At 69.4% G+C, this 15,417-nt stretch carries 10 protein-coding genes and 1 pseudogene; 3 read left to right on the forward strand and 8 right to left on the reverse strand.

Annotated elements, in window-relative coordinates; genetic code table 11:
- The first annotated feature begins 62 nt into the window (after nt 1-62).
- The 3 genes from ACIPWY_RS31270 (at nt 63) to ACIPWY_RS31280 (ending at nt 2,985) form a co-directional block, all read left to right on the forward strand.
- Nucleotides 63-509, forward strand: a complete 447-nt coding sequence (locus ACIPWY_RS31270; RefSeq protein WP_401536017.1) for an amino acid ABC transporter permease — start codon at nt 63-65, stop codon at nt 507-509.
- 2 nt (nt 510-511) lie between these two features.
- Complete coding sequence (locus ACIPWY_RS31275; protein WP_401536019.1) at nt 512-2,389, forward strand: alpha/beta hydrolase; 1,878 nt, start codon at nt 512-514, stop codon at nt 2,387-2,389.
- A 113-nt stretch (nt 2,390-2,502) separates the two neighbouring features.
- A complete protein-coding gene (locus tag ACIPWY_RS31280; RefSeq protein WP_401536021.1) occupies nt 2,503-2,985 on the forward strand; it encodes a hypothetical protein in 483 nt (160 codons plus the stop codon).
- A gap of 250 nt (nt 2,986-3,235) precedes the next feature.
- Here ACIPWY_RS31280 and ACIPWY_RS31285 read toward each other — a convergent pair.
- The 8 genes and pseudogenes from ACIPWY_RS31285 to ACIPWY_RS31320 all read right to left on the reverse strand — a co-directional run.
- Nucleotides 3,236-3,674, reverse strand: a pseudogene (locus ACIPWY_RS31285) (integrase); the annotation flags it as partial.
- A gap of 497 nt (nt 3,675-4,171) precedes the next feature.
- Nucleotides 4,172-7,528 (reverse strand): serine hydrolase, encoded by a 3,357-nt coding sequence (locus ACIPWY_RS31290; RefSeq protein ID WP_401536023.1) that lies wholly within the window; start codon nt 7,526-7,528, stop codon nt 4,172-4,174.
- A complete protein-coding gene (locus ACIPWY_RS31295) occupies nt 7,525-8,517 on the reverse strand; it encodes an ABC transporter ATP-binding protein (RefSeq protein WP_393705221.1) in 993 nt (330 codons plus the stop codon). Before ACIPWY_RS31295 ends, ACIPWY_RS31290 begins: the two co-directional genes overlap by 4 nt.
- Complete coding sequence (locus ACIPWY_RS31300) at nt 8,514-10,445, reverse strand: dipeptide/oligopeptide/nickel ABC transporter permease/ATP-binding protein (protein ID WP_393705220.1); 1,932 nt, start codon at nt 10,443-10,445, stop codon at nt 8,514-8,516. Before ACIPWY_RS31300 ends, ACIPWY_RS31295 begins: the two co-directional genes overlap by 4 nt.
- On the reverse strand, nt 10,445-11,437 hold the full coding sequence (locus tag ACIPWY_RS31305; protein WP_362902029.1) for an ABC transporter permease: 993 nt from the start codon (nt 11,435-11,437) through the stop codon (nt 10,445-10,447). Before ACIPWY_RS31305 ends, ACIPWY_RS31300 begins: the two co-directional genes overlap by 1 nt.
- Complete coding sequence (locus ACIPWY_RS31310; RefSeq protein WP_362902031.1) at nt 11,437-13,026, reverse strand: ABC transporter substrate-binding protein; 1,590 nt, start codon at nt 13,024-13,026, stop codon at nt 11,437-11,439. The genes ACIPWY_RS31305 and ACIPWY_RS31310 overlap by 1 nt, the downstream gene beginning before the upstream one ends.
- Nucleotides 13,023-13,922, reverse strand: a complete 900-nt coding sequence (locus ACIPWY_RS31315; RefSeq protein ID WP_393705219.1) for a serine hydrolase — start codon at nt 13,920-13,922, stop codon at nt 13,023-13,025. The genes ACIPWY_RS31310 and ACIPWY_RS31315 overlap by 4 nt, the downstream gene beginning before the upstream one ends.
- Nucleotides 13,919-15,310 (reverse strand): serine hydrolase domain-containing protein, encoded by a 1,392-nt coding sequence (locus ACIPWY_RS31320; RefSeq protein ID WP_393705218.1) that lies wholly within the window; start codon nt 15,308-15,310, stop codon nt 13,919-13,921. The genes ACIPWY_RS31315 and ACIPWY_RS31320 overlap by 4 nt, the downstream gene beginning before the upstream one ends.
- Nucleotides 15,311-15,417: the final 107 nt, after the last annotated feature.

Raw genomic sequence — 15,417 nt, forward strand, 5'->3', positions numbered from 1 at the left:
CGCGACGGACGCATTGGGATGCTTGACCGGGCAGTGTCCGGGACACGGGGAGGAGTTCGGACATGTCGTGGGACGAGTGGGATCAGCTCAAAGCCGACGCGGCGCAGCGCCAGACCACGCACATGCAGATCAACAGTCTGCAGGGCGAGGGCGGATATGCGAAGCCATCAGGTACTGCGGGCGGAGCGGGCAGGCTCAAGCATAAGAGCGGCCCCTGGACCAAGGCTGCCGGAACGGCTGACGACCTGCAGACCACCACGAGCACCTGCAGAGTCGAGCTCCGCTCCGCTCATGAAGGCATGGGCAGCGGCCTTGAAGGACTGGCCAGCCTAGGCTCGTTGAAGATCGTGCTCAACTCCTGGGAAGAGCGCCTCCAGTCGGTTCGGGAAGAATGCAGTTCGCTCGAACCCAAGTTGCGTCAAGTTGCGGTAGACCTCGGAGAGGTGGACGCCGAGGTGGGTGCCATGACCAAGGGCGTGAAGGTTCCCGGCACGAGAATGGGGCTGTAGCCATGGCATCTGGACTTACTTGGCAGCAACTCCAAGACCTCAAGTTGTCCGAGCTGACCGATGCGGCTGACGGGTGGGCTGCACTGTCGCGCCGTGCGGATGCGGCACGCGAGCGCGTTGACGGTGACATGAGCGGCAAGCTCGCCAAGACGCAGGAGAGCGAGTCGGCGAAGTCGGCGGTCAAGCGATTGAAGCGCCTTGGCGAGAACTACCACTACATCCAGACCGAGGGCGGGCTGATTCGTGGCTCCGTCGATGGGCTGGCGACTGAACTGGCAGCGCCGCAGAAGCGGTTGAGCGAGGCACTGAGCGACGCTGCGGCGTACTGCTACACCGTCCATGCGGACGGCAGCATCACCTATCCGCCGGGCGGCGAGAACGAAGTCACGGGTGATCAGGTGGCCGGCGGGACCGTCGCGGGCAACAACGGCATGCTCGGCTCAGGCGGAGGCCCGAAGTACACGCCAGGTATGGGACCGGATGCCCCGGAGCTGAAGAGCCCGAACCCACACCGTGCGAAAGCCCAGGACATCGCAGATCGCGTCGCCCACTCCGTGCGCGAAGCCCGTGAGATCGATGATCGATACAGTCGCACCCTTCAGAAGCTCAAGGCAGCACGCGGGCTGGACGTCGACGCCGCAACCTGGGCGAATGTAGCGTCAGACGTCGATGCGGTGAGTGACGTAGCAGGCAAGCAGCTCCCACTGGACAAGACGCCTGCCGAGCGCAAGGAGTGGTGGGACCATCTCAGCAAGGAGCAGCGCGAGGAGTACATCGCCGCGTTTCCGGAATTGATCGGGAACATGGACGGGATTCCGGCTCTGGTGCGTGATGAGGCCAACCGAGAAAACCTCCAAGTACTCATCGGGAAGATGGACGGGCGCGACGATGAGAAGTCCAAGACGATGTTGGCCGGGCTGACTAAGATTCAAAGCCAGTTGGAGCACCCCGATCCGAAGTATCCGAAGCCCTATCTGCTGGGCATCGGAGATCAGGGCAACGGCCGGGCGATCGTGAGCTACGGCAATCCCGACGCCGCCGCGAATGTTTCCGCGTATGTTCCCGGCCTGGGCACGGCCCTCGATGAGTCCTTTGCCACGGGCGACCTTCGCCGGGCCGCAGACACTGCGAATGATGCGCAAAACTACAATCCGTCGAGCGCTTCCATCGTGTGGCTCGGCTATGACGCGCCGCAGAGCGCCGATGTGATGACGGCGGACGACGCAAAGGCGGGAGCCCCCGCCTACAACCAGTTCATGGCTGGCATCTCGGCCACAAATGAACACAGTGATCCGCACGTTACAGCCGTCGGGCACTCCTACGGTTCGTACACCGTCGGACAGGCAGCCCAAATGGACGGCGGCATCCCCGGAGCCGACGACATCGTGCTCGTCGGTAGCCCCGGCACAGGGGCCGACAAGGCAGCGGACTTGAACGTGGGCAAGGACCACGTCTTCGTTGGGGCGGCTGACAACGATCCCGTCACCAAACTCCCCAGTCACCAACAAGCACATGGCATGCTGGACGGCGCCCTCCGCGAAGGCACCCGCGGCGGCTACGCCGCCGGCCCCCCAGGCAGTCCCGGCGGCTTCATAGGCAGTGTCGTGGGCGGAGTCACCGGAGGAGCTACCGGATTCATCGTCGGAGGGATGGCCGGTGATCCCGATCTACGGTGGTTTGGCACGGACCCAGCCAGCCAGGACTTTGGAGCTCACCGGTTCCTCGTGGACGATGGGCCGCCGGCGTTCAAGGATCCCCATGACCCAGCGCCTGCCCATTCGAACTACTTCAGTCCAGAAAAGGACAAGGAATCTGCCAACAATATTGCGCGTATCGTTGCCGGAGTTCCTGAGGAAATTTCTACGGAGCGTCCGCGATGAGTAATCACCTTCGGATTGCCGGAACCGTTGCCATGCTGGCTTCTCTACTGGTCGGCTGCGGGTTCGCCAACGGGCATGGCAACTCCCCGACTGGCGAGCGCAGGGGGCCCACTATGAACATCACCATGCAAGAGGCGGCAGAACGCGCGGATGCGATGCTCGACGCGACACTGAACGCCATCAAGCCGGAGGTCAACTGGACCCATAGTGGCGCGTCCGAGGGTGAATGCGACGTGTCCCGGGAACGCACGGTGATGACCGTCATCTCGAAGGAGAGGAGGGGCAACTTCATCGGTGTAGTACAGAGGTTCTGGGAGAAGAACGGCTACGAAATCAAATCGGTCAACAAGAGCCAGAAGTTCCCTGCCGTCTTTGCTCAGTCGCCGGACGGGTTCGGCATCACCTTGCTCGTGGTGAAGGCCGGGCAGGTGGTGCTCTCCGTCGACTCCCCGTGCGCCAAGAAGTCGAAGGTGGCAGATCCAACAACACCGCCAAAGGGTCCTAACTACGACTATCCGGTCCCCGAGCCCAATGTGCACTCCGACTTCTGGTCATCAAAGGAGCCTATCTCCACAGTTTCGCCCAGTGCAGGCTAAATTGACGCGCTGGCATGCTGGGAGAGTTCTGGCCTCAACCATCTGCCACCGGCTTCGGGGTGACATGGCCATCAGGGACCCTCGTTCCGGTCCATTTACTCAAGAAGCCCATTGCTAAGCTCGCGTCCTCGTATCCGAGTGAACTGTGCGGATGAAGTCCTGGAACTCCCCCCAGAACCTCGTCGTGCTGGGCCACATCCGGCCACACACAGAATCCCCACTATCGGCCTGCGCGGTGAGGAACTCGGGCCGGTGCGGCGCGGGGCGGGGCGGGGTCGATGCCGGCCTTGTGCAGGATCCGCCGGTGGCCCCACCGCGGATTCTCCTGCGCCAGGTGCAGCACCAGCTTCTTGAGCGTGGCCGCCGTCGGTGGACGCGCGGTGCGTCGGCGTCGGTCGGAGTAGTCCCAACTCCTTGGCGATCAGCCTGCGGTGCCAGGCCAGTAGCGTCCCGGGCGTGACCGCGAAGATGCTGCTTCAGCAGCGGCGCGGTATCAGCGACGACAGCGCGGCCAGCCAGAACCGGTCCGCGGGCTCGTAGCGGACCGGACCGTTGAGTTGTCGTCGTAACACCGAGTTTTCGTGCTGCAGCACCAGCAGTTCGGCGTCCTTGGCCGTGTCCCGGTGCAGCAGGACCGCGGGTATGGACAGCAGCGCCCGGGTGGCCCGGTAAAGCATCGAGATGATCACACGCGCAGCATCCCAGCCACCGCGGAGGGCCTGGCACGTAGGCTCCCACCTGCAGCGATGACTTTACGAGCCCCACACGCTGCGAAACCCCTGACCGGCGGGCTTCCAGTCCTGAAGGGTGGCGGGTTTCCACGTGGCCGGTCCGCCGACCTGGTGTCGTCGGGTTTTGGAAGAACGCCTCGACTCTTGCGGATGTGGGGGCAGTTCTGGCACTGGTACCCAGGTGAGCGGCGACCTGCGGATGTTCCCAGGGCTGTTGGTCGTCGTCTTGTCCTCGTCGTTCGTCGTTGATGAGCGTAGGCAATTCACGGTGGACGTACGACAAAGGCCGCCCCTGCTCGACGGCGGTGCGGCCGGTCCCTCCGCGTCATGCGAGCGGACTCTCCATGAGTTCACCTCCTCCCAGGGCGTCCGCGCGGGCCCGCCCGACCAGTCGACAGGACGGCTGGTCGAGCGGGCCCTTCCACATCGCAGCCGCAGACGCCGGCCGTGAACGGTCAGGCCACCTTCGGGGCCGCCCGCACCCCGTAGTGCACGTACGGCTCGCCGGTGGGCAGCGTGTAGAACGTGACCGGGGTCCAGGTCCGTGATTCCGGCGCGAGGAACGCGAACAGGCTGTCGGAGACCGGTACCAGGTCGTACTCCTGCGTCGGATCCGGCGAGAGTTCGGCCAGGGGACCGGTGAGGGTCTGGCGCAGGCGCAGCCCTTCCCCGGTCAGCAGAACCTCGGCGCGCACCCCGGCCCGCTCGTACACACCGGCGTGCCGCCGCGCGTCCACGGCGGGAGGTTCGGCGGCCGGCTCGAGTGGACGCGACATGGCCACCCCGGCCAGCTCCGAGAAGATCTCCCGGTACAGCTCCTCGTACAGGTCGCGTGGACTGCCGCCGTTGGTGAGCAGCACCACCGCGAGTCCTTGCTCGGGGAGCAGCCTCAGGAACGCCGCCTGGCCGATCGTGGCGCCGTCGTGGCCGATGACCTGGTGCCCGTCCCAGTCGAAACGTATCCAGCCCAGGCCCCAGGAGTCGCCGATGCTGTGCGGATCGGGCAGGTTCGTCTGCCTGTCGGCCATCGCGTCCACCGACGCCCGCGCGAGCAGGCGCTCGCCGTTGGGTGCCAGCCCGCCGGTCAGGTGCAGCCGGGCGAACGCCAGGACGTCCGCGGTCGCCGCGCCGACCAGACCGGCGGGACCGACCGAGCGCGGCAGCCCCCAGACCGGCGCGGACGTCGGCTCGCCGCCGCCGGGGGAGACATGGCCGACCGCCGCGCGGAACAGCAGCGCTTCCTCCGGCAGCGTGATCGTGTGGCTCAGGCCGAGCGGGGTGAACAGCCGCTCGCGCATCGCGAGGTCCCAGGTCTTGCCGGTCAGCTTCTCGATGACCCGGCCGGCGAGGACGAATCCCGAGTTGCAGTAGGAGAAGGTCGCCGCGAGCGGGTGGTTCTGTCCGACGCCCGCGAGCTGGTCGACGTAGCGCTCCAGGCAGTCGTCGCCACGGCCGGTGTCGGTGAACACGTCGCCGTCGATGCCGCTGGTGTGGGTCAGCAGATGGCGCATGGTCACCTGCCTCGCCACCCCCGGATCGGCCAGTCGCAGCTCGGGCAGGACGTCCGCTATCGGCGCGTCGAGGTCGAGCAGCCCCTCGTCGACCAGTTGCATCACGACGGTCGTCGTCCACACCTTGGTGATCGAGCCGATCTGGAACAGCGAGTCGTCGGTGACCTCGACGCGGGTGTTCTTGCTCAGGACGCCGTGGCTCGCCTGCACCAGCTCGTCGGCGCCGTCGCCGCCGATGCGCAGGATGCCGAGCGCCGCTCCGGGTACCCGATGTACGCAAGCCAGTTCGCTCAGCCGCCGCTGCCAGTGCGCGGCGTCGATCGGCACCCGCGCCGCGCTCCCCTTGGGCCTTGCGTGCCGCTCCACCCAGTCGACGACGCGTCGGTTCAAGTCCGCCCGGTGCGACGGCCTGCCGTCGAGGATGAACAGGTGCGAGCTGCCGGGGTACAGCACCAGCCGGGCCGGAACGCCCCGCTCGCGCAGCGCGGTGAACCACTGTTCCGCCTGCCCCACCGGACAGCGCACGTCATCAGCACCTTGCACGATGAGCGTCGGTACCTGGACCTGGTCGACGTGGGTGAGCGGCGACTGCTGCGGGTACGGCTGTTCCTCGGCCCACGGGGTGCCGCCCAGTTCGCGCACGCTCATGTAGTGGCCTGCGTCCGAGGTGCCCGCCATGCTGGTCAGATCGCTGACCACCCCGCCCGCGACCGCAGCCGCGAACCTGTTGTCGCGGCTCGTCAGGTAGCAGGTCATGAAGCCGCCGTAGCTGTAGCCGGACACGGCCAGCCGGTCGGCGTCGGCGACCCCCTCGGCGACGAGGTGATCCAGTGGTTCGAGGAAGTCAGGCGCGTCCGCCTGTCCCCACGCGCCGAGCGCCGCGGTGAGGAACTTCTCGCCGTAGCCGTCGCTCCCGCGTGGGTTGAGCAGCAGCACCGCCCAGCCGCGCGCGGCGAGCACCTGGTGGTAGATGTGGGTGGCGTCGGCTGTGCCGTTCCATGCGTTGTGCGGGCCGCCGTGGATGTCCAGTAGCAGAGGCGAAGGGCCGGTACGGGCCGGGTCACGGACCAGCCAGCCATGGACCACGGTGCCGTCGGAGATCGTGAACTCCCGCTCCTCACAGGCGAACAGCTCCACGTCGGCGACGCTCTCGCCATGGTGTGTGCGCGCCTCGACCGTCCCGTCGGCGGGGCCGACCGTCGCGATCTCGCCGAACGAGGACGGCGTGGCGAGGAGGATCGCCACGGTGTCGCCCGCGACGGCCAGGTCGCCGACGGTGTTCCCCGCGCCCCCGACGACTGGTCGCGGCGCGCCGCCGTCGAGGTCGACCGAGTAGAGGTGGGTGCAGCCGCGCTCCCGCACGCAGAACAGCACGCGGCCGTCCGCTGTCGGGCGTGGCGCCGCGCCGGGATAGCCGGGGCCGCCCGGCATCACGTTCCGGTCGAGGGCAGCCGTCAGGTCGATGGTGTCGCCGCCGTCCAGCGGCACCAGCAGTAGTTTGGTGTTCCCGATCTCGGTGTCCCCCCGCCCGACGACCAGCAGCGCCCGACCGTCAGGGGTCCAGGTGACCGTGGCTGCCGTGCCGTCGCCGGAGCCCGTCACCTGCGGTTCGGCGGCGCGCTCGCTCAGGTCGAGGACGTAGGCGGCGGACCGCAGCGTGAGGTCGGCGTCGGGCTCGCGGGCGCCGGGGAACGCCAGCCGGGTGCCATCGGGGGACCAGGCGGGATCGCCCGCGTTCCAGTCCCCCGATGTGACCTGCCGGATCTCCCGTGTGCCTACGTCGAGGACGTGCACGTGCCTGCGCAGGGTCCGTACCAGACCTGTGCCGTCGGCCTTGAAGTCCAGCCGGTCCGTCACGACCGGGGCATTCGCCCGGCGTGCGCGTGCGGTTGCGTCCTCGCCGTCCGCCGCGGCGAGGTCGACCGGCGCCGCGAAGGCGACCTTGTTGCCGTCCGGGCTCCAGACCGGCGCGCCGGCGCCCAGCGGGAGTTCTGTCACCTGCTCGGCCTCGCCCCCGGCGGTGGGCAGGAACCACAGTTGCGGGGCCGAGTCCCGGGCACGCAGGAACGCGATACGCGTGCCGTCGGGCGACCATGTCGGTGCTGTGTCGGTCGTGCCCCGGGTGAGCTGCCGCGCCTCGCCGCCCGCGGCGGCGACCTGCCAGAGCGCCCGCACGTCCCGGTCGCCGTCACGGTCGGCGGCGCGCAGCACGTACACGATCCGGCTTCCGTCCGGCGAAACGCTCGGCTGCTCGGGGACTGTCAACTCGTACAGATCATCAATGCCAAGGCGTCGGGTCATCGCAGGAGGCCTCCTCGTGGGATTGCGGGCTGTTCGCTGGCGCTCGGGGAGAAGTGGCAGGCCGCTCGGTGCCGGCGGGTCACCGCGTCGTCGGCCGGGTCGGAGCTGAGGCAGACGGTGCGCTCGGTGTGCGTGAGCGGGCCGATCGGGCAGCGGGGATGGTAGCGGCAACCGGTGGGTGGGTGGTGCGGGTCGGGCGGTTCCGTGTCGCCGATGCCGTCACCGGAGACGTCGAACAGGCCGGTATGGACGGACGGGGCCGCGGCGAGCAGGTCGCGCGTGTAGGGGTGTTGCGGGTCGTTGAGGACTTGCTGGGCGGGGCCCATCTCCACGATGCGGCCGAGATACATCACGGCGATCACGTCGCTGAGATAGCGCACCACGGCCAGGTTGTGCGAGATGAACAGCATCGACAGGTCCAGTCGTCGCTGCAGTGTGCGGACCAGGTTGAGCACGGCGCCCTGCACCGACACGTCGAGCGCGGACGTGATCTCGTCGGCGATCAGTACCTGCGGCTGCCCGGCCAACGCGCGGGCGAGCGCGACACGTTGCCGCTGCCCGCCTGACAGGTGCTTCGGCAGCATCCCCGCCCGGTCCGGGTCGAGGTTGACCAGTTCGAGCAGTCTCGCCACCTCGGCCCGTCTGTCTGCCGCCCCGGCGTGCGCACTGCGCGGCAGGGCCTCGGTGATCGACTCACCGATGCTCATCCGCGGGTCCAGCGAGGAGTACGGGTCCTGGAACACCATCTGCAGCGGCCGTCTTCGCGGCAGGCTCTTCACATCCACGCCGCCGAGCAGGACGCGGCCCGCGCTCACCGGTGCAAGGCCCACCGCGGCCCGTGCCAGGGTCGACTTGCCTGATCCCGACTCCCCGACCAGCCCGACCACCTGTCCCTTGGGCACGGTCAGGCTGACCTGGTCCACTGCGGTCAGGCCTCCGCGCCGGGCGCCGTAGCGCACGCTCACCTCGTCAAACACCAGCGCGCTCATTCGGCACCTCCGTAGGCGGCTTCCCGGCCGGACTCCCGCGCGACGGCGCCTTTCGGATGCCAGCAGGCGACCCGGTGTGCCCGGTCGACCCGCTCCAGGACCGGGTCCTCGCTCCGGCACCGGTCCGTCGCCACCGGGCAGCGGGCGGCGAACGCGCAACCCTCGGGCACCTGGTCCGGCTCGGGCGGGCGGCCGGGGACCACGGCCAGCGGCTCGTCGCGGTCGGTGTCCAGTTCCAGCGTCGCGGCCAGCAACGCCCGGGTGTAGGGATGTCTCGGTACAGACATGAGGTCGGCGGTGGGGAGGTCCTCGACGACGCGGCCCGCGTACATGACGAGCATCCGGTCACAGGTCTGCGCGACGACCGCGATGTCGTGGCTGATCAGGAGGATGGCCGCGTTCTCGGTCTCCCTCGTCCGCGCGAGGAGGCGCAGCACCTGGCGCTGCACGGTGACGTCCAGCGCCGTCGTCGGCTCGTCGGCGATGATCAGTTTCGGCTCGCCCATCAGCCCCATGCCGATCATCGCGCGCTGCCGCATCCCGCCGGAGAACTGGTGCGGGTACTGCCGGGCACGTCGTTCCGCGGCGGGAATGCGCACCTCGCGCAACCGGTCCACGGCTCTGGCGAAGGCTTCGCGCCTGTTGAGGCCGTGGTGCTGCTCCGATGCCTCAGCCAGCTGGCGGCCGATCCGCCGGGTCGGGTTGAACGAGCTCGTCGGATCCTGGAAGACCATCGCCAGCGACGTGCCGAGCAACTCGCGCAACTCCCGCTCCGGGGTCGTCAGGAGCGGAGTCCCCGCGAACTCAAGCCGGTCCGCGGTCACGACACCCGGCGTCTCGATCAGCCGCGAAACCGCCAGTCCGGTCAGGCTCTTGCCCGATCCGGATTCCCCGACCACACCGATCGCCTCACCGTCGCGCACGGTGAAACTCACGCCGCGCACCGGGACCGTCCACCCGTCCGCACGCGGGAACGCCACGTGCAGGTTCTCCACCAACAGCACCGGCTTCGCCGTGGGTTCCTCGGCCGCGGCGGGACGGGCGGGCGGCGCCGGCCGGGCGGGGATCCGCACGGTCGGGGTGCGCACGCCGACCACCGCGGCGACGGTCTCGCCCACCAGGTTGAACGCGAGACCGGCGAGCACCACCGCCGCGCCGGGAGCGAGCGCGGCCGCCGGGTTCACGTAGATCCCGTCCAGTCCGTCGCCGAGGAGCCGCCCCCAGTCGTATCGGGGTGCCTGGACGCCGATGCCGAGGAAGGAGAGCGAGGCGAACGCGAGCAGTGCGCCGCCCGCGCTGATGGTGGCGTTCACCATCAGCGGTTCGCCGATGTTGGGCAGGACGTGCCGGACGAGCAACCGGAGCCGGCTGACGCCCGCGATGCGCGCCGCCGATACGTAGTCCCGCCCTGCCACCGACGCGGCGAGGGTCTGCGCCAGCCTGGCGAAGCCCGGCGCCGTCGCGAACGCGATCGCAAGGACCGCGCCTCGGGTTCCCACGCCGAAGATGACTGCGAAGAACAACGCAAGAAGCAGCCCCGGGAACGCCACCGCGATGTCCACGGCGGAGGTGATCAGCCTGCCGGCCCGGCGCGGCAGCACCGATGGCAAGGTACCCAGCAGGAACCCGACCGTGACGCCTACCGCCGTGGCGATCACCGCGAGTTCGACCGAGAACCGGGTGGCCACGAGCGTGCGGTAGAAGATGTCGCGGCCGAGCGAGTCGGTGCCCAACAGGTGTGCCCCGGAGGGGCCTTGGCCGATCGCATTCGTGTCGACCGCGGCCGCCTGCTCGCCCCACAGCACCGGTCCCAGGATGGCGAGTGCGGCCAACGCGACCGACAGCGCCAGTGAGCACGCCCCCATCGGGGTGCGCGCGGCCGCCGACCAGGCCGAGCCGCGCCTTCTCCACTGCGATGTCGACGTCATCAGCTCTCCCGGATGGTCGAGCGCGGGTCGAGCAGCGCCAGCAGCACGTCGACCGCCAGGTTCACCAGCAGCACCCCGATGCCGTAGACGAGCACGATGCCCTGAACCGTCGGATAGTCCTTCGCCAGAATCGACTGCACGATCGTCGAGCCGAGCCCGGGCCAGGCGAAGACGTTCTCCACCAGCACCGTCCCGGCGACCATCGCGGTGAGCATCAGCCCGCCCAACGTCAGCGTGGCGGTCAGCGCGCTCGGCAGGGCGTGCCGGACGTACACGAGCCGGGCGGGCAGCCGCTTCGCCCGGGCGGTGCGGACGAAGTCGTCGCCGAGCACAGACAGCATCTCCACCCGTACGATCCGCGCCAGCACCGCCGTCGCCCCGGTCGCCAGTGCCGTCACCGGCAGCACGAACGTGCTCGCGCCGCCGCTCCCGGCGACCGGGAACCAGCCAAGGCGCACGGCGAAGAACGCGACGAGGCCGACGGCGACGAGGAACTCAGGGACGGCGGCCAGGAACACGCTCACCGAGGTGAATCCCAGCTCGACGCCCCGCCGTCTGCCGCCCCTGGTCAACACCGCGAACAGCACGCCGAGCGGAATCGCCAGGGCGACCACCACCACGAACGCCGGCACGGCCAGCGCGAGCGTCGCGGGCAGACGGTCGCCGATCACCTGCGCCACCGGCAGGTTGCTCGTCATCGACGTACCGAAGTCGCCGGTGAACAGGTTGCCGAGGTAGTGGCCGTACTGCACCCACAACGGGTCGTTCAGGCCGAGTGCTTGGCGCCGGGCCTCGACCAGCTCGGTGGGTGCGGTCATTCCCAGCGCCGCCCGGACCGGGTCGCCCGGGACCAGGTGGATCATCAGGAATGCCGTGGTCAGCAGCACCCACAGCGCGACGAGGAATCGCCGCAGCCTGCGCCGTGCGAACGGCAGCCACGGGCCGCCCCGGATTCCGGCACGCGAGGCGGCCGGCACCGCAGCGGTGGCCATCAGCCGTACATCCGTATCGACGACGGCGTGATGGAGCCCGCGCTGACCTCGAACCGCGCTCCGGTGCCGAAGAACGGGATGACCGAGTGGACGTAGGGGACGACGTCGACGCGCTTGATCAGCGACGTCTCGGCCGCGAGCCACGCGCGGCAGCTGTCGTCGCCGACCAGCGCCGACGCCCGGCGCACCTGAGAGTCGTACCCGGCGTTCCGGATGTGCGCGAAGTTGGTGCCCTGCGGCGGCGTCCTGCCCGACATGAACTGCACTGCCTGGCTGGGCAGTTCGAAGCCGAAGGGAGCCATCGAGACATCCCACGCTCCGGTGGTGAACAGCGCCTGGTTGAGCCCGGAGCTGTCGACGCCCTTCAGCTTGACGTCGACTCCGATGCTCTTCCAGGTCTGCTGCGCCAGCTCGGCGGTGGGCGCCATGGTCGGCCCGAGTTGCGTCGCGTAGATCATGGTGAGGGCGAGCCGCTTGCCGTCCTTGACGCGCACGCCACTCGGGCCCACGCGCCAGCCCGCCGCGTCGAGCGCAGTTCTGGCCGCGGCGAGGTCGTGCGCGGGAAGGTTGCCCTTCACGGTGTCGCCCGTACAGGCCCGGGGTTCGGCCGTGACCATGCCTGTGGCCGGTGTGCCGGTGCCGCTGGTGAGCACCTTGCCGAGCTGCGTCAGGTCGAGTGCCTGGACCAGGGCGCGGCGGACGCGTTCGTCCCGGCCGGAGCGACCGGGAGCCTCGTTGAAGAACAACTCTCCCATCGGAGCGAGGTAGTCGGCGTGGAACAGCTTCTGCGCGGAGAGCCGCTTCTTTTCCGGCCCGACCGTGGCCGCGGCGTTGAGGCCGCCGGAGAGCAGCAGGTTCGCCGAGGTGGTGGCGTTCGGGACCACCCGCACGACCACCTTGTCGGGCAGCCCCGGCTGGTTGGTCTTCCACGCGCCCGGCCCCCACGTGTAGTCCTTGCGCCGGGTGAGCGTGTAGTGGTCGTTGGGTACGGCCTCGGTGACGGTGAACATGCCGGTGCCCGCGCCGCCCTTGGCCAGCAGCGAACGGTCCCGCAGGCCCGCGGCGCACACCATCGGCAGCCGGCCCGCGTTGCGCAGCAGGAACGCGTCCGGCGCTCCGCTGGTGAGCGTGACGGTGCGGCTCGCGTTGTCGGCGGTCGCCTTCGTTCCGGGCGCGATGGTCACCCCCGCGAACGGGGACTTGTTCGCCGGGTCGCCCACGAAGTTGATGTTCGCCGCGACGTCCGCGGCGGTCAGCGGCGAGCCGTCGGCGCAGGTGATGCCGCGCCGCAGGCTGAAGGTGGCTTTCGTCGTCGTGGCGCGCCACTTGGCCGCCAGTCCCGTCACCGGCTTTCCGGTGGAGTCGACGTTGAGCAGCGAGTCGTAGAGGTAGCGGTCGGTCTGGATGGCGACCGAGAGGACCGTCATCTGCGGGTCGAGGCTTCCGGGGTCGGACGCGATCGCCTGCGTGAAGGTCCTGCCGTCCGCCAGTTTCTGGTGTGCGGTCCGCCCTGGTGTGGACTGCGAGACTCCCCCGCACGCGCTCACCGTCAGCGCCAGCGCGCCGAGCAGCACGACCCGGCGCCTCATGACGTCACTCCGTGGCGGAGATGGTCCACGGCGAGCCGGGCGGCCCTGCCGATCGAGGTATCGACAGCGGGCCGGCGGTCCTCCAGGGAGTCCGCGCGGGTGAACACCGCGACGGCGTACTGCCTGCCGTCCGGGTAGGTCAGCACACCTGCTTCGTTGCGGATCGCGGGAAGCGTGCCCGTCTTGGCCGCCACCTGGACCCCGGTGTCGAGGCCGGACGAGATCCTGTGCGGCCAGATCTGCCGTCCCATGATCGCGCGGACCTTCTCGCAGGCCCCGGGATCGGCCGCGCGGTCGGTCCAGATCGCGTCGAGCAGCCGGGTGATCTCCCGCGGGGTGGACGACGTCGTCCTGGCCGGGTCCAGCACCGCCAGCTTCCACAGCTGTTCCGGGGTGGCCGCGGCGAGCACGGCCTCCGCGTCGTCGCCTTCGCCGGCACCGAGGTCGGACAGCAACGATGCGAAGAGGTCCTCGCAGCAGCCGCGGATGCCCGTTCGGGACAGCCCGAGGTCGGTGAGCACGCGGTCCACGGCGTCCTGTCCGACCCGGTGGAACACGACGTCGGTGGCCGCGTTGTCGCTCATGGTCAGCATGAACAGCGCCAGGTCGCGCCAGCTCATCTCCACGTCGTCGACGCACCCGGCCGTGCCGATCCCGCCGACGCGGTAGCGCGCGGTGACCCGGGTCCGTTCGGTCTCGTTCAGCCGTCCGGCGGCCACCTCGCGGACGTAGGCGACCGCGACCGGGATCTTGAAGACCGACGCCAGGACCACCGGGGCGTCCGCGCCGACGGCGACCTCGGGGCCGTCGGTCACCCCGATCTCACGGGCGTGCAGGAATCCTTGCGCTCCCGCCTCGGCGAAGACCGCGGCGATCTCGTCGGCGATGGCGTTCACCGGCTCACCCGCCGATCGGCCCGGCCGGTGTGCAGGAACCGCGCCCGCCCGGTCCCGTCGTCCCCGACGAACGCGTGCACCATGTGCATGCCGCGCTGCGGCTTCACGGGGATCAGCCTGTCGCCGTCGTACGCGACCAGTTCGATCCTTTCCGGCGGACCGCCGTCGAGTTCGGCGAACACTCCCTTCGGGGTCCGCTCGGCCCACAGCCTGCCGTCGGCGTCCTCGCTGACGACGGTGTCGCCGACGGACGACGCGTACGTGCCCACGAACCTCGCTGTCTCGACACGGGGGGCGTCGGCGTCCGGCACCGGGAGCGCCGGCATCTCTGTTCCGGCCAGCTCGCGCAGCACGCGTCCGACGAGTTCGACGTACAGCGGGAGCGGGTTGCCGCCGTTGGTCAGCAACGCCACCGCGATGTCGTGTTCGGGAGCCACCCGCAGGAAGGCCGACTGGCCGAGCGTGCCTCCGTCGTGGCCGACCACCGTGCCGCCGGGCCAGTCGAAGAGCGACCAGCCCAGTCCCCAGCCGTCGCCCATCAGACCGAGATCCGGCAGTTCCACCTCGCGGCGCCGCATGGCGAGCGCGCTCTCCGGAGTGAGCACCGCCGTCCCGTCGGGCCCCCTGCCCCCGTCGAGATGCATCCGGGCGAACGTCAGAAGGTCCCGCGGCCGCATCGCCAGCATCGATCCGGCGGGCGCGTTCGACCGGGGCAGCGCCCAGACCTGCGCGGGCTGCGGCTCGGCGTCGGGGTCGGGCGTGAGGTGCCCTGACGCGGCGCGGAACCTGACGGCCTCGTACGGGCTGGGGGCGACGTGGGTCAGCCCCAGCGGCGTGCACAGGTGGTCGCGCAGGCAGTCGTCGTACGACTTGTCGCGCAGCACCTCGACGATGCGACCGAGTACGCAGAAGGCGGCGTTGTTGTACGAGAACATCTCGCCCGGCGCGAACAGCTGGGGCACGTCGGCGAGGAGGGTGACCAGCCTGTGCACCGCGTCGTCCCCGCGACCGGTGTCGAGGAAGACGTCGCCCTCGAACCCCGAGGTGTGGCACATCAGTTGGCGTACGGTGATCTTCGCGGAGGCCGTCTCGTCACCGACGGCGAATTCGGGCAGGTACGCCCGGACCGGGGCGTCGATGTCGAGCGCGCCCTCGTCGACGAGCTGCATCGCCAGCGTGGTCGTCCAGACCTTGGTGATCGACCCGATCTGGAAGACGGAGTCCGCGGTGGCCTCGACGCCGGTGTGCTTGTTCAGCACCCCGGCCGCACGGTCGATCATCTCTCCGTGCGCGTATACGGCGATCGACGCGGCCGGCACCTTGTGTTCGGCCAGCAACTCGGGAAGGCGACTTTCCAACCAGCCATGGAGTTCATTGAGTTCGGACATGTGCACCTCTTGTCTCGGAGAGGGAGAACGGGTGATTCCGGGAGGGTATGACCTGTGCGCTCATGGCCGATTCGTGAGAAACGACGAGAATTGCCGAAACCTTCATC

This window comes from Streptomyces sp. NPDC090032 (genome assembly GCF_044748025.1).
GTDB lineage: Bacteria > Actinomycetota > Actinomycetes > Streptomycetales > Streptomycetaceae > Streptomyces.